This is a genomic window from Bradyrhizobium sp. Kon10 (assembly GCF_055807395.1).
On record NZ_JBVVOZ010000033.1, the window covers coordinates 37,008 to 57,134 of the forward strand.

Genomic DNA, 20,127 nt, shown 5'->3' on the forward strand with positions numbered 1-20,127 from the left:
CCTGAAATAGTATCGCGGTGCTGCCCTAACGAGGCGCATTGCCAGCTGCGAGGGCGGTGCGCTCCCTCTCCCGCTTGCGGGAGAGGGTTGGGGTGAGGATGTCTCCGCAGCGGGACTCCCCAAGAGGATAGAGCCCTCACCCGGCGCAAGTGCGCCGACCTCTCCCGCAAGCGGGAGAGGTGACCGAGCCAGCCGCCAGATCGAGTCAGTCAAAAGTCGTCAGACGTCAGTACCGCGGCTCGTACATTTGCGATTGGACCAGCGCCTTGACGTCGTTCGGCGCGGGACCGTCGGCCAATCCACGCTGATAGGCGACGTCCGCGACCGCAGCGGCAATCCCGATGGAGACCTCGCGGATTCGCGGCAATGCCGGATAGAGACTGCCCTGTGCGAGGTCGTCCTTGCCGACGCAGTTGGCGAGCGAATGGGCCGCCGCCATGAACATCTCGTCCGTGACTAACCGCGATCGGCTGGCGATGACGCCGAGGCCGACGCCCGGGAAGATGTAGGAGTTGTTGCCCTGCCGCGGCACGAAGGTGCGGCCGTTGAGCGTCACCGGGTCGTAGGGGCTGCCGCAGGCGAACAGCGCGCGGCCTGCGGTGTAGCGATAGGCATCCTCCGCCGAGCACTCGGCCTTCGAAGTCGGGTTGGACAGCGCGAACACAATCGGATGCTCGTTGAGTTCGGCCATCGCCTTCAGCACCTCGGGCGTGAACGCACCGCCGACCGCGGCAACGCCGATAATCGCCGTCGGCTTCAGCGTCTTGATCGCGGTGAGGAAATCGGTGATCGGCGCCTGCTCGGTATGCGCATAGCGGAGCTTGTGGCCCGAAAGGCCGGCGCGGCCGCTGACGACGAGCCCGCGGGAATCCACCAGCCAGTTGCGCCGGAGCGCTTCGGCCTCGGTGGCGCCCTCCGCCATCATCGCGGAGACCACGAGATCGGCGATGCCGGTTGCGGCCTCGCCCGCGCCCAGGAACAGGATCCGCTGCTCACTCAGCTTCCCGCCGGAGATGCGCAGCGCCGAAAACAAACCGGCGAGCGCCACCGCCGCGGTGCCCTGGATGTCGTCATTGAAGACGCAGGTCTCGTCGCGGTACTTGTGCAGCAGCTTGAACGCCGAGTGATTGGCGAAATCCTCGAACTGGATCAGCACGCCCGGAAACGTCTTTCGCGCGGCAACCATGAATTCGTCGACGAAACTGTCATAGGCTGCGCCCGTGAGCCGCCGCTCGCACAGGCCGAGATAATAGGGATCGTTCAGAAGCTCTTCGTTGTTGGTGCCGACGTCGAGCACGATCGGCAGGCAATGCTCGGGATGCACCCCGGCACAGGCCGAATAGAGCGCGAGCTTTCCAACGGGAATGCCCATGCCGTTGGCACCGAGATCGCCAAGACCGAGGATGCGCTCGCCATCGGTCACGACGATGAGTTTGGCCGGATAGGGCCAGTTCTTCAGGATCTCGCCGATCTGGCCGCGATCGCGCGAGGAGATGAACATGCCGCGCGGCCGCTGGAAGATCAGGCCGTATTTCTGGCAGGCCAGCCCAACGGTCGGCGTGTAGATGATCGGCTGGATCTCGTCGATATTGTCGACGATGACGCGGAAGAACAGCGCCTCGTTGCGGTCGTGCAGCGCATTGAGCGCGACGTATTTCTCCAGATCGGTCGGCAGCGCGCGCAGATTGGTGAGCACGCGCTCGACCTGCGTCTCGATCGTCAGCACACATGGCGGCAACAGGCCGCGCAAGCCGAGCGCACCGCGCTCCGCTTCCGTGAAGGCGGTGCCCTTGTTGAGGAGGGGATCGCGCAGCAGCGCCATGCCGTGAGCGGGATCGGACGATGTCGTTTGGGCAACGACCCGGGCAAGTCTATTCACGAATCCCCCACGGAATTTCTTATTGAAGGGGAAGCATTGTCGGCCAGTGCTCAGTTGAGATCAAGGACGTTGCCTCCCAGGCCGCGATTGTGATCTCGCACCGCAGCGAGAATTTTAGTGCAGATCGCAGCGCGCGCGATGCAAGGGTTAACAGGGCGACGCTCCCTCTCCTCATGGTGAGGAGCGCGTCTCGGCACGTCTCGAACCATCAAGGCCCCCGCTCGCGGCGCATCCTTCGAGACGCCCGCCTTTGGCGGGCCCTCAGGATGAAGGCTTGTGATGAGGCATGGCCGGGCCCGCCTCGTCCGAGTGAACGCCGCCAACTGAGCGGAGGCAAGCCCGTGCTTTATCCCGCCGCCCGCCGCGGCGTCAGGTTTGTGGCGACATCGGCCGGGGGCGCAACGTGCATCAAAATCGTCTGGGTGGCGGATGCGATTTCGATGCCGTGCTGCTGGAAGTGCTGCTTCATGCGGCGGTTGAATTCGCGCTGGACCGGCCAGCGGCCCGTCTCGGTGCACCGGATCTGGCCGACGATCGACACCATCGCGCCGTCGACCTTGTCGATGCCCCAGAGCTCGAGGTCACCGCGGATTAATCCACGGAATTCCGGCTCGCGGCGCATCTCGTCGACGATGTCCTTGAGGATCTGCCCGGCGCGGTCGGTGTCCTCCTTGTAGGCGACGTTGACGCTGACGGATGCGTTGCCGGCGCCACGGCTGGCATTGGTGATGGTCGTCACCGCGCTGAACGGCACGATGTGTACGGCGCCGTCGCCGGCGCGGAGCCGAATGGTGCGGATCGAGACGTTCTCGACCACCCCGGTGAGGCCCGACACGCTGACGGTGTCGCCGACTTGCACCGTGTTCTCCAGCAACAGGAACAGCCCGGTGATGAGATCCTGCACCAGCTTCTGCGAGCCGAAGCCGATGGCGATGCCGACAATGCCGGCACCCGCGAGCAGCGGCGCGACATTGACGCCGATCTCGCTCAACGCGGTGAGGCCGACGACGGTTGCGATCACGCACAGCAACGCAGTCCGCAGCATCGGCTGGAAGGTGCGCAGCCGCGCGGCGCGGGCATAGTGCCCGTCCCGCGACAGCGTATTAATCTGGCGATCCAGCAACGCGTTGCTGGCTTCCCAGATCGCCGCGGCGATGAATACGGCGACGCCGATCGTCGCCACGGCGGAGAGCAGCCGGCTGCCGATCTGGCCGCCATAGAACCAGACGATGGCGTCGACACCCCAGACTTCGAGCACGGCGACGACGCCGATAAAGGCGATGACGCCCGAGACGATCTTTCGCAGCAGCGGCAGATAGCGGTTGGCGCGGATCTCCAGCCCTGGAAAGCGCTGAAGGATCTCGGGATTGATGCGAAAGCCGCGGTCGATCAGGCCCAGCGTCACCATGATGGCGATCCGCGTGACCAGCGCCACCGCGATCGTGCCGACGAAATATTGCAGCAGCAGTGAGTAGCCGTTGCGGATGTTGAGCGCCCACACCGCCCACAGCGCGAGATCGAGCGCGATCGCAAGATAATGCCAGCCGCCCGCGATGCGGTTGCGCAGGCCCGCCGCGATGCCCGGCCGGCCGGCCGGTGCGCGAATGGCGTCGGCGACCTGGCGGCGGCATTGCAGGATGATGACGGCGATGAAGAGATGCACGACCAGCATCACCATGCGCAGCAGCGCCGCGTAGCCGGCGCGATGCAGGCCGAGCAGCAGCGCCACATTGGCGAAGGCGATGCCGGACACGCCGAAGCCGACGATGCGGCGCGCCCAGATCTCGATATAGGCGGCAGTCTCGGCGCGGACCGGAAACAGGCCGAACGGACCTGCCAGCGCACGCAGGACGCAGATAAGTCCGCGCGAGAAAGCATAGGCGTTCACCACCGCGAGGATCACGAGGCGGACGGTTGCGGGATCGCCGATCTCGGTTCCGAGCAGCGCCGTCGCCACGCCGACAAAGAAGAATACCGGGAGCAGTTCGAGCACGAGGCGTCCGAACACGAAGGGCAGCCGCAGCAACAATTGCCAGGCACGCGCGAGACTGTGGCGGCGCTTGTGCAATTCAGGCAAAGGCGTGACGTCGGCCACCGATGACGGCGGATCGGCAATGGGCAGCACTTGCGCCGGCAGGCGCGCGTTTTGCGGCGCGCGCCGTTCGAGGTATGCCAGGGGGCGCCGCATCAGGCGGAAGATCACCCACTCCGCGGCGAGGGCGCAGCCGAACACCAGCGCGAGCTTCCAGGCGATCTCGATCAGGAGATCATAGGCGGCAGGGTCATTCGCGGTCCGCACCACCCAGTAATAGAACGCGGGGAAATGCGTGAGCGTTCGGGCCATATCGGCGACCTCGCGCGAAATCTCGGCGATCTCCTCGGACACGCTGAGCAGGAGCTGCGCACCGAGGCCGTCGGCTGCGAGCGGGATCGCTGATGTCTGCTCGGGCGCGGGCTGCTGCGGACCCGAGGCGCTCGCGATCGCACGCAAGGTCTCGATCATCTGCGCGCGCTTCTTGTCGTCCTGAAGCGTCTCCAGCGCGCGCCTGGCCTCGTCCGGCGACAGCGCGGCCGCTTGGTTGGCCGCAGCCGCGGCGGGCTCGGCGCGAGCGCCGGAGAAGGATGAGATGACGAGGAAGAGAGCGGCGAGAAGCGCCCGGGCAAGCTTATGCGACACGAGGATTCCTTAAAAAATAGATGCGCTCCGGCGGAGTCGGAATCGCCACCGCCGAAACGCATGCGTCATGTCGGATTGGCGTTATTCGCCCGCGTCCTGTGTCGGAAGTTTGCCGATGAGGCGACAATCTCTTGGCATTTGCCGCTACGCAAAATGCAAAACCGCGGCTCAACGACGACGAGCGGCAGCTCGAATGCGGGGGGCACAGAGATTCTCTCCCGTCATTCCGGGAATCGGACCCGGAATGACGGCGAGGAGGAGGAGTGAAGGATATCGGGATATTTGCGCCAGTTACCTCGTGCGGGAGTTAGCTCGCGCCAAGGAACCGACACGAAGACATCTGACACGACGAGCGCCTTGCAAGAAAGCACAGCGCCGGGCAGGTAGGGGCTCTGCCTTACTGATGCAGCCCTCTAGACCTTGACCCGGCGTGCCATTCGCGTTTCTGCCGCTATGCGATAGTCCGAATGAGCTCCATCGCATTCAACGCGGCGGGTTCTGCGGAGGTGGTGTCATAGACCTCCCCTTGCTCTTGATGTGGACCTTGTCGCTTGTTCGCGACCGTGTGGATGGTCCTCCCGTGACGCAAAACTGTCAAGCGGCATCAACCGGGCGTGGATCACATTTGCGGACGCGTCTATCGCTCTGCCGCGGAGAATTGGCCGCACGTAGGATGGAATAAATCCCCTTCGACAGAGTTTGTCTCGGAGGATACCCGCCTCTCCCGCACTCCCCCCTTTTTCCAGAAAGCCAGAGATGAAAGCATCATTTTGCATCGCGGTTGTCGCAGCCCTCGTGACCGGATCAGCGTTCGCGCAATCTCTGCCGCAGACCTCGACCAGGAAGGTCGAGGGCACCGAGAACGTCTACATCTTCCGCTATGGCGGCCATCAGTCGATGTTCGTGGTCACGCCGCAGGGCGTGATCGCAACTGATCCGATCTCCTATTTGCGTCCCGCAAAGCCCTATATCGACGCGATCAAGGCGGTCACCGACAAGCCGATCAAATACGTCATCTACAGCCATCATCATTACGACCACATCGCCGGCGGCCAGCCGTTCAAGGAACTTGGCGCCACCTTCATCGCCCATCGTCGCACCAAGGAGCGGCTGCTCGAGCTCAAGAAGCAGAATGCACTGCTGGCAGACGTCGTGATGCCCGACCAGGTGGTCGACGGGAAGAAGACCATCACGCTCGGCGGCACCACGCTGGAGCTCGACTATGTCGGCCGCAACCATTCCGACAATTCGCTGGTGATGCGGCTGCCGAAGGAGAAGCTGGTCTTCGTCGTCGACTTCGCGCCGATCGAGGCGGTTCAGTTTCGCAACATTCCCGACAACACCTCACCGCTGGAATACATCGCGTCGCTGAAGAAGCTCGCCGCGCTCGACTGGGAGCGGATGATCCCGGGCCATCCGAATGCCGGCGGCCGGCTCGGCACCAAGAAGGACGTCGAAGACGACATCGCCTACATGGAGGATCTGTCTGCCGAGGTGAAGAAAGCAGCCGACGCCGGCAAATGCTTCGACACCGCCATGAAGGAAGTGAAGCTGCCGAAATACGAGAAATGGGCGAATTACGAGACCGGCCTGCCCGCCAACGTGGAACGCTTCTGCTACTGGTGGGGCCGCGGGTATTGAGGAGGCGACGGGGGCATGGTGACATCATGCCCCTGTTTTGCCCGACGGGTCAAACGAAATTCGCTGATTCCGAATATCATTCGCGCCGGCGGGCAAGCCATTGATTTCACGACCATCGGCTACTGTGCATGGGGTTGTTTTCGCGAAATCGCAGGACTTGTAGCACGCTTACGGTTTGCCCACCCTACGAGAGCGGAGATCGTTCGGCGCTCGCTGCAACTTAACGCTTCCCCCTCCCCTTCTTCTCCTTCTCCAGCGCCTCGCTGACCGCCTTGAATTCGGCGAGCGAAGCCTTGTCGGCACGGGGAAAGCGCAGGTCCAACCGCTCCAGCGCCGCGACGATCACCGAGCCGATCACGACGCGCGCGAACCATTTGTGATCGGCGGGCACGACGTACCAGGGCGCATGCGCCGTTGCGGTATGGCGGACGATGTCCTGGTAGACAGCCTGGTAGCGCGGCCACAGCGCGCGCTCCTTGATGTCGTCCATGGAAAACTTCCACTGCTTGGACGGGTCTTCCAGACGGTCGAGGAAGCGCTCGCGCTGCTCGTCCTTGGAGAGATTGAGGAAGAATTTCAGCACCACGGTGCCGTTGCGGCAGAGATAGCGCTCGAAGCCGGAGATGTCCTCGAACCGCTCCGTCCAGATGTTCCTGGTCACGAGCTTCTGCGGCAGCTTCTCCTTGGCGAGGATCTCCGGGTGCACGCGGGTCACCAGGCATTCCTCGTAATAGGAGCGGTTGAAGATACCGATATGGCCGCGCTCCGGCAGCGCGATCACGTGGCGCCAGAGGAAGTCGTGATCGAGCTCCTCCTTGCTCGGTTGCTTGAACGCATGAACCTCGCAGCCCTGCGGGTTGATGCCTTCGAAGATCGCCTTGATCGCGGAATCCTTGCCGCCGGCGTCCATGCCCTGGAGCACGATGAGAAGCGACCAGCGATCCTGGGCGTAGAGCTTTTCCTGAAACTCGGCGAGGCGCTTCTTGTTGGCTTCAAGAATCTCCTGCGCCTTGTCCTTGTCGAGGCCGCCCTTCGCGTTGGTCTTGTGCGCCTTGAGATGAAACTTGCCCGATCCGTCGTGGCGGAACGGCGTGATGTAGCGGTCAAGTTCCTGGGCGAGCGATTTGGACGGCTTCTTGCTCATGAGCGCGGGATACCTTGCGTTGCGGCTTCAATCGGTCGAGCACGCTACCAAGGATGCCCTTCGGAAGGAATATGATGAAAAGCACCAGCAGCACGCCATAAACGAGATTGTCCCAGCCCACCGCCTTGGTGCCGAAGCCGATGCGAAGGGTCTCCGCGAGCAGGATGGTGATGACTGCGCCGACGGTCGGTCCCAGCGAGACGAACAGGCCGCCGACGATCGCCGCAAACACCATCTGGAGCGACACCGCGATGCCGCTGACGGTGTCGGGCGTGATGAACATCTGGTACTGGCAGTAGAGCGCGCCCGCCAGCGCCGTCATCAGCGCGCTGATCAGCGTGATCTTCAATTTTTCCGCGGTGACGTCGACCCCGGCGGCCGCTGCGGCGTCCTCGTCCTCGGAGATCGCCTCGAGCGCGTAGCGGCTCATGCTGCGGTCGACCAGGTGCCAGACGATGATGCCCCCGAGCCAGATCCCAAGCGCGACCAGATACCAGGTCGTCTTGTCGTCGAATTGCAGCGCCAGCAGCTTGCTGCCGGAGGCGCGGTTCGGCGTATAGCCGAGCGAGCCGCCGGTATAGTCGCGCGTCGCCGTGATGACTTGAAGCACGATGCCGGACAGCGCCAGCGTCACCAGCACGAAATAGTGCCCGGTGATGCGGAAGCGGAAGCAGGGATAACCGACGATCAGCGCCAGCACACCGGCCGCGACCATGCTGACGGGAATGCCGATCCAGGGCGACAGGCCGAGATGATTCCACAACAGCGCCGTGACATAGGCGCCGATCCCCATGAAGCCGCCGTGTCCCAGCGAGACCAGGCCGAACCGTCCCATCATCGACCAGGACGTATAGGCGAACGACCAGATCAGGATCAGCACCAGGATGTGCAGATGATAGGGCTCGCGATCGACGAACGGCAGCGCGATCAGCGCCGCGAGCCCGATTGCCCACGCCACAAGCCGGCCCCGCCCGATCATCGGCGCCTCGCGAGCAGGCCCGCGGGCCGGATGAACATCATGACGATGAAGAAGGCGAAGGCGAGCACGTAGCCCCATTCGAGATCGGAGAACAGTCCACCGAGCGAAATGATCTCCGCGAACACGAAGGCGGCGATGAAGCCGCCGATGAAATTGCCCAAGCCGCCGAGCACGCAGATCAGGAAGGTGATCGGACCGAACGACAGGCCGACGAAGGGGTGCACGTCGTATTGCAGCACCAACAGGCACGCCGCGAGCCCGGCAAGGCCACCGCCGATCGCGGATGTGATGAGATAGATTTTCTTGGTGTCGACCCCCATCAACGCCATGATCTGCCGGTCCTGCGAGATGGCGCGTATTGCAGTGCCGGTGAAGGTGCGGGTCATGAAGAGATAGACCGCGACCATGCCGGCCAGCGCGGCCGCGAACGACAGCAATCGCGCGTAACTGAAATTCATGTCGCCGAAAGCGAGCACGGGCAGGCGGATGCCGAGATTGCGAAAGTCGATGCCGAAGGCGACGGTGGCAAAACTCTGGAGCACGAACAACACGCCGCCGGTCGCAAGCAGCTGGTTGATCGGCGGCGCCGTCAGCAGCGGCGCGATCACGAGGTAGTGCAGCAGCGCGCCGAGCATCGCGACGAGCAGGATGGTGAGCGGCGCGGCGATGAAATAGCTGATGCCGTAATACTGCACCAGGAAGTACATCGCGTACATGCCGATCATCACGAGCTCGGCGTAGCAAATCCAGGTCACGTCGATGACGCCGAAGATCAGGTTCAGTCCGAGCGCGAGCAGCGCCAACACGCCACCGAGCAGGATGCCGTTGATCACGGCTTCCAGCAGATAGATGTCGAAAATGTCCAGCAATGCCTGCATGCCCTCGCCCGCCCCTTCACACCCCGAGATACGCTTCCTTCACCGTGTCGCTCGCCAGCATCTCCGCCGAGGTGCCGGACGCCCTGATCGTGCCGGCCTCGATCAGATAGGCGCGATCCACCACGCGCAGCACCTGCTGCACGTTCTGCTCGACGATCAGCACAGTCAGCCCGCGGGCGCGGATCCGCTTCACCAGCTCGAAGACCTGCTGCACCACCACCGGCGCGAGCCCCGCGGAGGGCTCGTCGAGGAGCAGGAGCTTTGGATTGGACATCAGGGCACGGCCGATCGCGCACATCTGCTGCTCGCCGCCAGACATGGTGCCGGCCATCTGGTGGCGGCGTTCCTTCAAGCGCGGAAACAGGTCGAACACGACCTCCAGCCGCTCGGCATAGTGGCCGCGCGCCTCCTTCATGAAGGCGCCCATCTTGAGATTGTCGTCGACCGAAAGCTGCGGAAACAGCCGCCGGTTCTCCGGCACATGCGCGATGCCGAGGCTGACGATCTTGTGCGCCGGAGTCGCGACGACGTCGACGCTTTCCATTTTGATCGACCCGCGCGAGGGACGGAGCAGGCCCGAGATCACGCGCATCAGGGTGGTCTTGCCGGCGCCGTTCGGGCCGATCACGCCGACGGCCTCGCCGGCCTTCACGTCGAGATCGACGTCGAACAGCGCTTGGAACGTGCCGTAGCCGGCGCTGACGGATCGCAGCTCCAGCATCGTCTAGCCTCCGGCCCGGCGGCGCGCTTCGGCGGCCGCGGCCTGCGTGGTCTCGGCATCGGTGCCGAGATAGACTTCGATCACGCGTGGATCGCCCGCAACCGCGCTCGGCAGCCCCTCCGAGATTTTTTCGCCGTGATCGAGCACCATGACGCGATCGACGACGCGCATCAGCACGCCCATGATGTGCTCGACCCAGATGATAGTGATGCCGAGCTCGTCCCGGATGTTGCGCAGCATGTCGGCCGCCTGATACATCTCGGCCTCGTCGAGGCCGCCGAGGCTCTCGTCGGCGAGCAGCAGTTTTGGCGCGGTCGCGAGTGCCTTGGCGAGCTCGAGTTTCTTGAGGCCGGCCGCGCCGAGGCCGGCGACGCTGGCGCGGCGATCGGTTGGCAGGCCCACCATCGCGAGCGAACGCTCGGCCGCCTGCTCTGCTTTGGCGCGGCTGTGGCGGCCCTGGCCGTAGAAGCCGGCGAGCGCGACGTTCTCGAAAATGCTCAGGCGGCGGAACGGGCGCGGAATCTGGAAGGTGCGCCCGATGCCGCGGTTGATGATCCGGTGCGGCGCAAGTCCGGCGATCTCCGCGCCGGCGAACATGATCGATCCGGAGGTCGGCGCCAGCGTGCCGGAGAGCATGTTGAAGATCGTGCTCTTGCCCGAACCGTTCGGGCCGATCAGGCCGAGGATCTCGCCTTGATCAACCTTGAACGAGACGTTGTTGACGGCGGTGAAGCCACTAAACCGCTTCACGAGCCCGCTGACCTCCAGCACCGTCGCTCTCCGCCGCTACTGCTTGCCGGAGGTGGTGTCCGCTGCAATCGCGATCAACAGTTCATGGACCAAGCGGGCAGCCATGCGCGGGCGCATCTAAACCTCCCTGGACGATTGTGCATTGCGATTTTGTTTTCGCTTTCGCCCATCACATGGGCTGAGCGACGCGATGTCAAGCCTTCGCGCGTCAGCGCGAAGCAAACTGCTGCGCGATGAACGCGGTGACAAATCGCGGCATGCTGGGCGCGAGATCATCCATCCCGCGCACGAGATGGATGGCCGACAGCTCGGGCTCGTGCTGCTCCGCCAGATTGGCTTCGATCCGGGCGCGAACCGTCTCGCCCGGCAGGTCGAGGTTGAGGATCTGAATCATTGCAATCGCGCGGCCGCTGACGACGCAGTGCCAGTCTGCCTCTGCCGCATAGTTGGCGGGGATCAGGCCGGTCTCCTCCGCGATCTCCCGGATGACGCTGCCGGGAATGTCGAGCGCGCCGTCCCTGACATCGTCGAGGTCGGGCGTACCCGACGGGAAATAGACGCGGCCTGCATTGACGGTGTGGTGCGACATCTCGCCCAACACAAAGGCGCCGTCGGAGGCGCGCAGCGCGCCCATGCCAAAACCATTGAAGACGGCCGGATCCGGAAAGCCCCAGTCGCGCCAGGCGAGGAAGCTCGCGAAGTCGGTCTCGAAATAGGTCGCGGCGAGATGGCCATCGGTGAACACGGCATCCCGTCCAAGCAGGACGCGGCCGTTCCAGATTTTGGGTCGCTCGCGCTGCTTCTCGGCGAAATGCGCCTCGATCTCGGCGCGCCGCTCTTCCGCGAACGGCCACACGACCGGGCGCACGGCAAGATCAAGCGTCGCGACGCGATGAATGACAGGTGAGGTCATGAGGCCTGACTACCGCGGGATCGCGTCACTTATTTGGCGTTCATCCCCGTCGTCTTCTTGGCCTGCTCGACGTACTTGTTGGTAAAGGTCTTGCTGACGTCGATCTTGGCGTTCGCCACCTCCGGCGAGCCGACGCTGAACACCGCGAGCACGGCATCCGCACCCTTCGGATCCATCTTGCCGGTCTGCGAGAACATCGGGATCGTGTTCTTCAGTGCGGCGAGATAGAGGTCCTTGTTCTTGCCAACCATCTCTTCCGGCATCTTCGCCATGATCTCTTCAGGCGAGTGCGAATGGATCCAGGCGAGCGTGCCGAGGATCGCGTTGGTGAGCCCCTGCACCTCTTTGTCGTGGCCATTGACCCAGGCCGCGGTCGAGTACAGCGCACCGCCCGGATATTCGCCGCCGAACGTCTCGAGCGTGTCTTTCTGCGTGCGGGTGTCGCTGAGGATGCGCAGATCCGGATGGCTGCCCTGGAGCACGGTGACGGAAGGATCGAGCATCACGGCAGCGTCGATCTGCCCCTGCTCCATCGCGGCGACCGCGGTGGCGCCGAGGCCGACGCCGATCACGGCGGTGCCAGCCGGATCGAGCCCGTTCTTCTTGAGCATGTATTTGAGGAAGAAATCAGTGGAGGAGCCGGGCGCGCTGACGCCGACCTTCTTGCCGGCGAGATCCTTGACCGACTTGATTTCGTTGGTGTGCGAGGGCGAGACCACCAGCACGAGGCCCGGATAGCGATCATAGACCACGAAAGCTTGCAGCTCCTGCTTCTTGGCCGCCAGGTTGACGCAATGATCGAAATAGCCGGAGACCACGTCGGCACTGCCGCCAAGCACGGCCTTGAGCGCGTCCGAGCCGCCCTTGAGATCGACCAGCTCGACATTGAGGCCGGCTTTGTCGTATTCGCCGAGCTGCTTTGCCAGCACCGTCGGGAGATAGCACAGACAGGCACCGCCGCCGATCGCGACGGTGACCTTGCTTTGCGCTGCGGCAAAACCCGCGCTGAGCGTCAGCGCGAGCAGCGCGCCGGCAAGCCTGGCAATCGTGTTCTTCATTGGTTTCCTCCGTTCGGCTGGCGGCACCATAGAGCAGCGGGACTGGCTTGAGAAGCACTGCCTAAGTGCAACTCGCCATCGCGCATTTCGGCGCAATAGCATGTGTGCGTAACAACCATTGTTGATGGGGAGGATCATCCATGAATCCCCTTGCGCGGACCGTTTACGGCTATCCGCGGCCGTCCACGGTCGGTCGCCACACCAATAGCCGCCGCTCCACCAGGGTCACCCCGAAGTCGATCAGGATAACAAAGGCCGACAGCACGAACATGCCGGCGAATACGCCGGCGACGTCGAACACGCCTTCGGCCTGCTGGATCAGGTAGCCGAGCCCTGCGGCCGATCCCAGATATTCGCCGACGACGGCGCCGACCACGGCGAAGCCGACCGACGTATGCAGCGACGAGAACATCCAGGACAGCGCCGACGGCCAATAGACGTGGCGCATCAGCTGTCCCTCGCTCATGCCGAGCATACGGCCGTTGTCGAGCACGGTGCGGCTGACTTCCTTGACGCCCTGATAGACGTTGAAGAAGACGATGAAAAACACCAGCGTCACGCCGAGCGCGACCTTCGACCAGATGCCGAGGCCGAGCCACAGCGCGAAGATCGGCGCGAGCACGACGCGCGGCAAAGCGTTGGCCATCTTCACATAGGGATCGAACACCGCGGCGACCAGCGGCTGCCGCGCGAACCAGAACCCCACCAGCACGCCACTGAGCGATCCGATCACGAAGGCCAGAATGGATTCCCACAAGGTGATGGCGAGATGCTTCCAGATCACGCCGCTCGCAAACCATTTGACGATCTGGCTGAACACGTCGATCGGATTGGAGAAAAAGAACGGCGGCAGCAGTATCTTGCCGAAGATGGGAACGGTCGACAACAACTGCCACAGCACGATGCAGACAATGGCGACCAGGACTTGCAGCGCAAGCAGCGTCACGCGCGACATCAGACCGCCTCCACCGCTTGGGTGGACTGGGCGTAGCCCTTCATCACCTCGTCCTTGAGCACGCTCCAGATCTCGCGATGGAGTGCGTGGAATGCCTTGTCCAGCCGCACCTCGAAGATGTCGCGCGGGCGCGGAAGCGTCACGCGCCAGTCGCCAATAATGCGCGAGGACGGCCCTGCCGACATGATCACGACGCGGTCGGCGAGCGCGATCGCCTCTTCCAGATCATGGGTCACGAACAGCACGGCCTTGCGGTCCGCGTTCCAGAGCTCGAGCAGGAGATTGCCCATGACTTGCCGGGTTTGTGCATCGAGCGGCCCGAACGGCTCGTCCATCAGGAGGATCTTTGGATCCCGGATCAGCACCTGCGCCAGCGCCACTCGCTTGCGCTGCCCCCCCGAGAGCATGTGCGGATAACGGTTGGCGAAGGCGCCGAGGCCGACCGAGGTCAGCCATGTCTGGGCTCGCGGAAGCGCCTCGGCGCGGGGCGTGCCCCTGATCTCGAGCCCGATCGCGACATTGTCGAGCGCGGTCTTCCAGGGGAACAGCGCATCCGCCTGGAACAGGTAGCCGGCGTCCCGGTTCAGCCCGGCGAGCGGCCGGTCGAAGATCTGGACTTTGCCGGCGGCGGGCTTCAGCAGGCCGGCCGCGACGTTGAGCAGGGTGGATTTCCCGCAGCCGGTCGGACCAACAATGGCGACGAATTCGCCTTGGGCCACCGTCAGATGCGCCTTCTCCACCGCCGTATAGACCCGCCCGTCCCCCAACCGGAACGCAACCTTGGTGTCCTCCAGCGCCACTGCCGTGGGCGACGTCATATGTTTCCTCCGGTCCCAGGTCGATGCCTTAGCCTCTCGCGCGGCCAAGTTCAATCAAGCCGCCAAGCATGGTACGGATGGTCTGGTCATCCCCTTCGCCCTTCCCTGGGGGCGAGCAAACCGAGCGCGCGTCTGATGCCTTCCCGGCCGATGATTGGCTATGCACAGGTCACCAAGAGCTTCGGCCGCCTCAAGGCGGTGGACGGCGTATCGCTCGACATTGCCGAGGGCGAGTTCGTGGCCGTCGTCGGCGGCTCGGGCTCGGGCAAGACGACGCTGCTGCGGCTTGCCAACCGGCTGATCGAGGCCGATGGCGGCACCATCACGGTCGAGGGCGAGGACGTCCAAAACATCGACCCGGTCGCGCTCCGGCGCCGGATCGGGTACGTCTTCCAGAGCGGCGGGCTGTTCCCGCATCTCAGCGTCGCCGACAATATCGGGATCACACCGAAGCTGCTGGGCGAGCCGGCGGCCGCCATCGCTGCGCGGATCGACGAGTTGATCGAGCTCGTGCAACTCGATCGCAGCGCGCATCGCGACCGCCTGCCCGATGCGCTCTCCGGCGGTCAGCGCCAGCGCGTCGGCGTTGCGCGGGCGCTCGCGGCACGCCCCCGCATCGTGCTGATGGACGAGCCGTTCGGCGCACTCGATCCCCTCACCCGCGATGCACTCGGCGACGACTTTCGCGGCTTGCATCGCAAACTCGGACTGACCACCGTGATGATCACGCACGACATGACGGAGGCGATCCTGCTCGCCGATCGTATCGCCGTGATGCGTGGTGGAAACCTGCTGGCACAGGGCACGCCGGCAGCGCTCTCGAAAAGCAGCGATAGCTATGTGCTGGAGCTGTTGCGGACACCGCGGCGCCAGGTCGAGCGGCTGAATGCGCTGCTGCCGCAAAGCGGTGCGGCATGAGCCTCTTCTCCGATCCACGCTGGGGCGAGGCGCTGTCGCATTTGCCCGATTATCTCGGCAACCACGTGCGGGTAAGCCTTGCCGCGCTTGCGCTCGGCCTGGTCATCAGCCTGCCGCTGGCAATTCTCACCCGCAACCGACCTGCACCGCGAAGTATCCTCCTCGCGCTCGCCAGCATCGTGCAGACCGTGCCGGGACTGGCGCTGCTCGCGCTGTTCTACCCGCTGCTGCTGGCTGCGGCGTCCGTGACACTGGCGTGGTTCGGCATCTCCTTCTCGGCGTTCGGCTTCCTGCCGGCGATGCTGGCGCTCGCGCTTTATTCGATGCTGCCGGTGCTGCGCAACGGCATCACCGGGCTTAACGGCATCGACCCCGCACTGATCGAAGCCGCCGAGGGGGTCGGCATGACCGCGCGGCAGTCGCTCGTCATGGTCGAGCTGCCGCTGGCCCTGCCGGTGATAATGGCTGGCATCCGAACCGCCGCGGTGTGGGTGATCGGAACTGCGACACTGTCGACACCGATCGGGCAGACCAGCCTCGGCAACTACATCTTCGCAGGGCTGCAAACCCAAAACTGGGTGTTCGTGCTGTTCGGCTGCGTTGCGTCTGCGCTGCTGGCGCTGGCCGTCGACCAACTGCTCGGCCTAATCGAGAGCGGCCTGCGCCACCGCAGCCGTCTGCGTGCGGGGGTCGGCGTGATCGGCATAGCCGCGCTTGTCGCAGCGACGCTGGTGCCGACCATGGGGCGTTCGCCGTCGGGCTACGTGGTCGGCGCCAAGACGTTTGCCGAGCAATATGTGTTGTCGGCGCTGCTCAGGGATCGCCTGCAGGCGGCCGGCCTTCCGGCCAGCGCGCGATCGGGCCTCGGTTCCAGCGTGATCTTCGGGGCACTGAAGGCCGGCGACATCGACCTCTATGTCGATTACTCCGGCACGCTCTGGGCCAACCAGTTGCACCGCACCGACATCAAGCCACGCGCGGAACTGGTGGCGGAGTTGAAGACGGCACTTGCTAGGGACCACATCACCCTGCTCGGAGAGCTCGGCTTCGAGAACGCCTATGCGCTGGTGATGCCGAAGAAGCGCGCTGACGCGCTCGGCATCCGCACCATCGCCGATCTCGCGGGCCATGCATCGACGCTGTCGATCGCCGGCGACTACGAATTCTTCTCGCGCCCGGAATGGGCGGGGCTGCAAAAAGCTTACGGCCTTCAGTTCCGTGCGCAGCGGCAGATGCAGCCGGACTTCATGTATGCTGCGGTCGCCAGCGGCGAGGTCGACGTGATTGCGGGGTATACCAGCGACGGACTGATCGCGAAATACGATCTCGTCGTGCTCGACGATGTCAAACAGGCGATCCCGCCTTACGATGCGATTCTGTTGCTGGCACCGAAACGCGCCGGCGACGAACGATTGCAAGCCGCGCTGAAGCCGCTGTTGGGCAAGATCGACATCGCCACGATGCGAGAAGCAAATTTGCGCGCCGCCGGCAACGACGCGAACTCCTCGCCCGATGCGGTTGCCAGATGGCTATGGGAGAAGATCGGGCGACCATAGGTGAGAGTTGAGAGGGTGGCCGCGGCGGGGAACTCCGGCCACCCTCTCTCGCCCGTCTCTGGAGGAAGAGAGGGCAAACCGCAATCAGTTTAGGCTCGCACCTCCTGCCGCTGGAACAGCACATAGCCGAACGCAAACAGCACGATAGTGCCCGCGATAAGGCCGACGGTCTGCGGCCATGCGATCATGACGCTTTCGCCGAACGGGAGCGGCGCGCCCATAACGGCGCCGCGGAGCTGATCGAGGAAGACCGGACCGAGCGTGCGCGTCGTCGGCGACAGCACCGCGAGCATCGCCTCGCCGAACAGGTCGTTGGGCGACAGCCGCAGCAGTTCCTGGGTCCAGACCGCAGTCGCGGGGTCATTCAGGCCGAGCATTGCGTAGCGCGGATCGACCGGTGCGATCGCCTGCGCGATCGCAGGGGCCAGCATCGGCCACAGCACGGTCAGGAATAGCCAGATGCCGAGCGAGACCAGCGCGGCGGTCGCGGGCGAGCGGAACACGATCGAGAGAAGCATCGCCAGCGACAGCCAGACGCCCGCATAGAAGATCGCGACCACCAGAAACACCAGCGAGCGCGCGATCTCTTCCCCGCCCGGCGGCACGCCGAGGAAGATCAGGCCGAGGCCGATCACCAGGAGCCATAAGGCGGCGAGGCTGATGCCGATGGTGGCGAGCGCTGCAAGAAATTTCCCCATCAGCAGCGCATCGCGATAGATCGGCTGCGCCAGGATACGAGACAGCGTGCGCCGGTTGTGCTCGCTGTTGACGGCGTCGAAGCCAAGGCCGATCGCCATCAGCGGAATGAGGAATCCGAGGATCGCAACAAAGGACGGCAGCGGCGCCTGGTCGATGGTGAAAAGACGCAGCAGCAGGAACGGATCTTCGGCGGTGTTCTGCCGCAGGCTGTTGATCGCCTCGTAGAGCGCGGCAAGCGCAGTGAACACGATCAGCAGCTCCAGCATCAGCATGCGGACGCTGGAGATGTGATCCGCGAGCTCCTTGACGAAGACGGTGGACAGACCCTGGAACGGTGAACCCTCACGCCGCATGACGAACGTCCCCCGTGGGCTGGGCCTGGAAATACCGCGCATAGATCGCCTCCAGGCTCGGCTCGTCGACCGACAATCTTCGCAGCGATCCATCGACCGCGACCACGGCCCGCGCCGCGTCCGGCCGCACGTCCCGTTCCGCGGTCATGCGGAAGCGATCGGCGGCAAGCGTCTCGACCTGGGTCACGCCGGGGATCATCGCGAGCCGCCGCGCGATGCCGAGCCCCTCGGCCTCGACTTCCACGACGAAGCCGGCGCCGAGCACCTTGACCGCCAGCTCCGGCACCGCGCCCATCAGCACGATGCGGCCGGCCTGGAACAGCGCAACGCGATCGCAAATGCGCTGCACCTGGTCGAGCATGTGGGAGGACAGCAGCACCGTCACGCCCTCGGCTTTCAACTCCCCGATCAATGCGAGGAATTCCTGGGTGGCCTGCGGATCGAGCCCGGAGGTCGGCTCGTCCAGGATCGCGATCTCGGCGCGCTTGACGATGATCTCGGCAAGGCCCAGCCGCTGGCGCATGCCGCGCGAGAAGGTGGCGACGCGGCGCGACGCGACCTCGGCCAGGCCGACCCGCGCCAAGGCCGCCTCGATCCGCCGCCCGCGCTGGACGCGCGCCAGGCCCATCAGCTTGGCGGTATAGGCCAGGTTTTCAGTCGCGGTGAGCTGATCGTAAAAGCCGACCGCATCCGGCAGATAGCCGACGCGCCGCTTGACCTTCAGCGGCTCGCGAGCCGGATTGAAACCGAGCACGCTGACCTCGCCGGACGAGATCTCGGTTAAGCCGAGCATCATCAGGATGGTCGTGGTCTTGCCGGCGCCATTCGGTCCGAGCAGGCCGAACACCTCGCCACGACCGATGTCGAAGTCGATGGCATCCACGACCTCGATCTTGCCGTAGCGCCTCGTCAGCCCGCGCGCGGTGATGACGGGATCCGAGGCAGTCGTTTTGGAGGCGGTCGTTGGGATTTCGTTCTGTTGATCGCTCATCGCCGTCCGAACCTCGCAACGGCGCCCAGCATCAGCAGCAGCGCGACCCCGATGACGCCCGCGCCCGCCATTCCCCATGCCGTCGAGGTGCCGACGGTGACGCGGAACTGGCTGGACGCGCTCTCGCCGCGCGAGGTGGCGCGGAGCGTGGCCTGGTAGTCACCGGCCAGCGACTTGTCGCTCGGCGTCACCAGTGCCTGGACCTCGCTGTCCTTGCCGGGGACGAGGCGCTCGATCGTCGCCGGCTCGAACGTCACCTTCCATCCGGTCGGCGCGCTCCCGGCGAGCGCGATGTTCTCGGCCGGCGCCGTGCCGGTGTTGGTCACGACGATCGGAATCGAGCTCTGCCGCCCTGCCACTGCACGCGCACTCAACAGGCCGTCGCGGCCGGAGATCTGGAGTTGCGGTTGGCCGACCACGTCGAGCGCAAGCTCGGTCGATGCCGAAGCGTCCTCCGCCTTCACGGTGACCTTGACCGGGAAATGACCGGCATCGATCGTGCTCGGAGGACGGACCTTCAGCTTGACGTCCTTGGACTGGCCGGCGTCGATCGGGATCGAGGACAGCTCCTGGGTGCCGTAGGCTTCGGTGAACGAGGTCTCGAAATTGGCCGGCGCTTCCGCAGCGAAGCTGGCGACGAGGTTGCGGCCCGAATCGTTCTTGATCGAGAGCGTGTAGTCGAAGTTGGATTTCGGAGTGCCGCGCAGCGAGGGTAGGCTGGACTTCACGCTGAGCTTGGCGGGCAGCTCCTTGGCAAGCGACACCGCGATCGGCAGCTCCGCGTTGGTGCCCTGCCCTTCGGCCTTGACCGTGAGCGTGTGTGCGCTGAGATCGTTGCCGGCGGGGACATCGAGCCTGAGCTGCAATGCGACGCTGCCATCAGGGGCCGGCATCGCCGCGCCGACCGGCTGTCCGCCGCCGAGCAGCGTCGCGGTCCAGCCGCTGGGAACGCCTGCGACCGAGAGCTGGTAGCGCTCCGGCGACAGCCCGTAATCCTGCAAGCGCAACGCAACGTTGGTGGTGGTGCCGGGGCGCACCGTGATCGCCGGATAGTCGGTCATCAGATACAGACCCTTGATCTCATGCGACGGTTCGGCGGCATGGACGAGGGGACTGACCAGCGTGAGGGCAAATGCAAGACGCGCAGCATCAAGCGCTCGCATGGACGATACTCCTGCAAGAAAGGGGGCCAGGGAC

At 64.6% G+C, this 20,127-nt stretch carries 17 protein-coding genes; 3 read left to right on the top strand and 14 right to left on the bottom strand.

All coding sequences use genetic code 11. The features are described from left to right. Positions 1-226: 226 nt before the first annotated feature. The gene (locus AC0L2O_RS30425; RefSeq protein WP_473372341.1) at positions 227-1,879 is read right to left on the bottom strand and encodes an NAD-dependent malic enzyme; all 1,653 of its coding nucleotides are present in this window, start codon (positions 1,877-1,879) and stop codon (positions 227-229) included. Positions 1,880-2,225: 346 nt separating this feature from the next. Further along, entirely contained in the window at positions 2,226-4,556 is a 2,331-nt protein-coding gene (locus AC0L2O_RS30430; RefSeq protein WP_473372342.1) for a mechanosensitive ion channel domain-containing protein, read from the bottom strand. A 756-nt stretch (positions 4,557-5,312) separates the two neighbouring features. Between AC0L2O_RS30430 and AC0L2O_RS30435 the strand changes: the two genes are divergently transcribed. Next, positions 5,313-6,197 (top strand): MBL fold metallo-hydrolase, encoded by an 885-nt coding sequence (locus tag AC0L2O_RS30435; RefSeq protein WP_473372343.1) that lies wholly within the window; start codon positions 5,313-5,315, stop codon positions 6,195-6,197. Positions 6,198-6,417: 220 nt separating this feature from the next. On the opposite strand, the gene AC0L2O_RS30440 is transcribed toward AC0L2O_RS30435, so the two are convergent. From AC0L2O_RS30440 to AC0L2O_RS30480, 9 genes are all read right to left on the bottom strand, one after another. Further along, positions 6,418-7,341 carry a polyphosphate kinase 2 family protein gene (locus tag AC0L2O_RS30440; protein WP_473372344.1) on the bottom strand — a complete coding sequence of 308 codons (924 nt, stop codon included), beginning with the start codon at positions 7,339-7,341 and terminating at the stop codon, positions 6,418-6,420. Beyond that, positions 7,301-8,320, bottom strand: a complete 1,020-nt coding sequence (locus AC0L2O_RS30445) for a branched-chain amino acid ABC transporter permease (protein WP_473372345.1) — start codon at positions 8,318-8,320, stop codon at positions 7,301-7,303. Before AC0L2O_RS30445 ends, AC0L2O_RS30440 begins: the two co-directional genes overlap by 41 nt. Then, positions 8,317-9,198: a branched-chain amino acid ABC transporter permease gene (locus AC0L2O_RS30450; RefSeq protein ID WP_409192398.1), complete on the bottom strand. Its 882-nt coding sequence runs from the start codon at positions 9,196-9,198 to the stop codon at positions 8,317-8,319. Before AC0L2O_RS30450 ends, AC0L2O_RS30445 begins: the two co-directional genes overlap by 4 nt. Before the next feature lie 16 nt (positions 9,199-9,214). Continuing rightward, a complete protein-coding gene (locus AC0L2O_RS30455) occupies positions 9,215-9,919 on the bottom strand; it encodes an ABC transporter ATP-binding protein (protein ID WP_369721832.1) in 705 nt (234 codons plus the stop codon). A 3-nt stretch (positions 9,920-9,922) separates the two neighbouring features. Next, positions 9,923-10,690: an ABC transporter ATP-binding protein gene (locus AC0L2O_RS30460; protein WP_473372346.1), complete on the bottom strand. Its 768-nt coding sequence runs from the start codon at positions 10,688-10,690 to the stop codon at positions 9,923-9,925. 187 nt (positions 10,691-10,877) lie between these two features. Next, complete coding sequence (locus AC0L2O_RS30465) at positions 10,878-11,582, bottom strand: NUDIX hydrolase (protein ID WP_473372347.1); 705 nt, start codon at positions 11,580-11,582, stop codon at positions 10,878-10,880. 29 nt (positions 11,583-11,611) lie between these two features. Continuing rightward, positions 11,612-12,640, bottom strand: coding sequence for an ABC transporter substrate-binding protein (locus AC0L2O_RS30470; protein ID WP_473372348.1), 1,029 nt, complete (start codon positions 12,638-12,640; stop codon positions 11,612-11,614). Between the two features lie 169 nt (positions 12,641-12,809). Beyond that, positions 12,810-13,595, bottom strand: a complete 786-nt coding sequence (locus tag AC0L2O_RS30475; protein ID WP_369721829.1) for an ABC transporter permease — start codon at positions 13,593-13,595, stop codon at positions 12,810-12,812. After that, positions 13,595-14,413, bottom strand: coding sequence for an ABC transporter ATP-binding protein (locus AC0L2O_RS30480; RefSeq protein ID WP_473372349.1), 819 nt, complete (start codon positions 14,411-14,413; stop codon positions 13,595-13,597). The genes AC0L2O_RS30475 and AC0L2O_RS30480 overlap by 1 nt, the downstream gene beginning before the upstream one ends. A gap of 135 nt (positions 14,414-14,548) precedes the next feature. Here AC0L2O_RS30480 and AC0L2O_RS30485 point away from each other — a divergent pair, with 135 nt between their 5' ends. Together AC0L2O_RS30485 and AC0L2O_RS30490 are read left to right on the top strand one after the other, a co-directional pair. Continuing rightward, positions 14,549-15,331 (top strand): ATP-binding cassette domain-containing protein, encoded by a 783-nt coding sequence (locus AC0L2O_RS30485; RefSeq protein WP_473372350.1) that lies wholly within the window; start codon positions 14,549-14,551, stop codon positions 15,329-15,331. Beyond that, positions 15,328-16,887 carry a glycine betaine ABC transporter substrate-binding protein gene (locus AC0L2O_RS30490; protein ID WP_409192393.1) on the top strand — a complete coding sequence of 520 codons (1,560 nt, stop codon included), beginning with the start codon at positions 15,328-15,330 and terminating at the stop codon, positions 16,885-16,887. The genes AC0L2O_RS30485 and AC0L2O_RS30490 overlap by 4 nt, the downstream gene beginning before the upstream one ends. Positions 16,888-16,976: 89 nt before the next feature. Here the strand turns inward: AC0L2O_RS30490 and AC0L2O_RS30495 are convergent, their stop codons facing one another. From AC0L2O_RS30495 to AC0L2O_RS30505, 3 genes are read right to left on the bottom strand one after another with little or no spacing between them, the layout of a single operon-like run. Continuing rightward, positions 16,977-17,939 carry an ABC transporter permease gene (locus AC0L2O_RS30495; RefSeq protein ID WP_369721827.1) on the bottom strand — a complete coding sequence of 321 codons (963 nt, stop codon included), beginning with the start codon at positions 17,937-17,939 and terminating at the stop codon, positions 16,977-16,979. Next, entirely contained in the window at positions 17,929-18,930 is a 1,002-nt protein-coding gene (locus tag AC0L2O_RS30500; RefSeq protein ID WP_473372351.1) for an ABC transporter ATP-binding protein, read from the bottom strand. The genes AC0L2O_RS30495 and AC0L2O_RS30500 overlap by 11 nt, the downstream gene beginning before the upstream one ends. Further along, positions 18,927-20,093 (bottom strand): COG1470 family protein, encoded by a 1,167-nt coding sequence (locus tag AC0L2O_RS30505; RefSeq protein ID WP_369721825.1) that lies wholly within the window; start codon positions 20,091-20,093, stop codon positions 18,927-18,929. The genes AC0L2O_RS30500 and AC0L2O_RS30505 overlap by 4 nt, the downstream gene beginning before the upstream one ends. Positions 20,094-20,127: the final 34 nt, after the last annotated feature.

Bases quoted from the DNA above. Each gene is read 5' to 3' on its own strand.
- AC0L2O_RS30435 (WP_473372343.1), top strand. From the start codon at position 5,313: ATGAAAGCATCATTTTGCATCGCGGTTGTCGCAGCCCTCGTGACCGGA.
- AC0L2O_RS30440 (WP_473372344.1), bottom strand. From the start codon at position 7,341: ATGAGCAAGAAGCCGTCCAAATCGCTCGCCCAGGAACTTGACCGCTAC.
- AC0L2O_RS30445 (WP_473372345.1), bottom strand. From the start codon at position 8,320: ATGATCGGGCGGGGCCGGCTTGTGGCGTGGGCAATCGGGCTCGCGGCG.
- AC0L2O_RS30450 (WP_409192398.1), bottom strand. From the start codon at position 9,198: ATGCAGGCATTGCTGGACATTTTCGACATCTATCTGCTGGAAGCCGTG.
- AC0L2O_RS30455 (WP_369721832.1), bottom strand. From the start codon at position 9,919: ATGCTGGAGCTGCGATCCGTCAGCGCCGGCTACGGCACGTTCCAAGCG.
- AC0L2O_RS30465 (WP_473372347.1), bottom strand. From the start codon at position 11,582: ATGACCTCACCTGTCATTCATCGCGTCGCGACGCTTGATCTTGCCGTG.
- AC0L2O_RS30470 (WP_473372348.1), bottom strand. From the start codon at position 12,640: ATGAAGAACACGATTGCCAGGCTTGCCGGCGCGCTGCTCGCGCTGACG.
- AC0L2O_RS30475 (WP_369721829.1), bottom strand. From the start codon at position 13,595: ATGTCGCGCGTGACGCTGCTTGCGCTGCAAGTCCTGGTCGCCATTGTC.
- AC0L2O_RS30480 (WP_473372349.1), bottom strand. From the start codon at position 14,413: ATGACGTCGCCCACGGCAGTGGCGCTGGAGGACACCAAGGTTGCGTTC.
- AC0L2O_RS30485 (WP_473372350.1), top strand. From the start codon at position 14,549: ATGCCTTCCCGGCCGATGATTGGCTATGCACAGGTCACCAAGAGCTTC.
- AC0L2O_RS30490 (WP_409192393.1), top strand. From the start codon at position 15,328: ATGAGCCTCTTCTCCGATCCACGCTGGGGCGAGGCGCTGTCGCATTTG.
- AC0L2O_RS30495 (WP_369721827.1), bottom strand. From the start codon at position 17,939: ATGCGGCGTGAGGGTTCACCGTTCCAGGGTCTGTCCACCGTCTTCGTC.
- AC0L2O_RS30500 (WP_473372351.1), bottom strand. From the start codon at position 18,930: ATGAGCGATCAACAGAACGAAATCCCAACGACCGCCTCCAAAACGACT.
- AC0L2O_RS30505 (WP_369721825.1), bottom strand. From the start codon at position 20,093: ATGCGAGCGCTTGATGCTGCGCGTCTTGCATTTGCCCTCACGCTGGTC.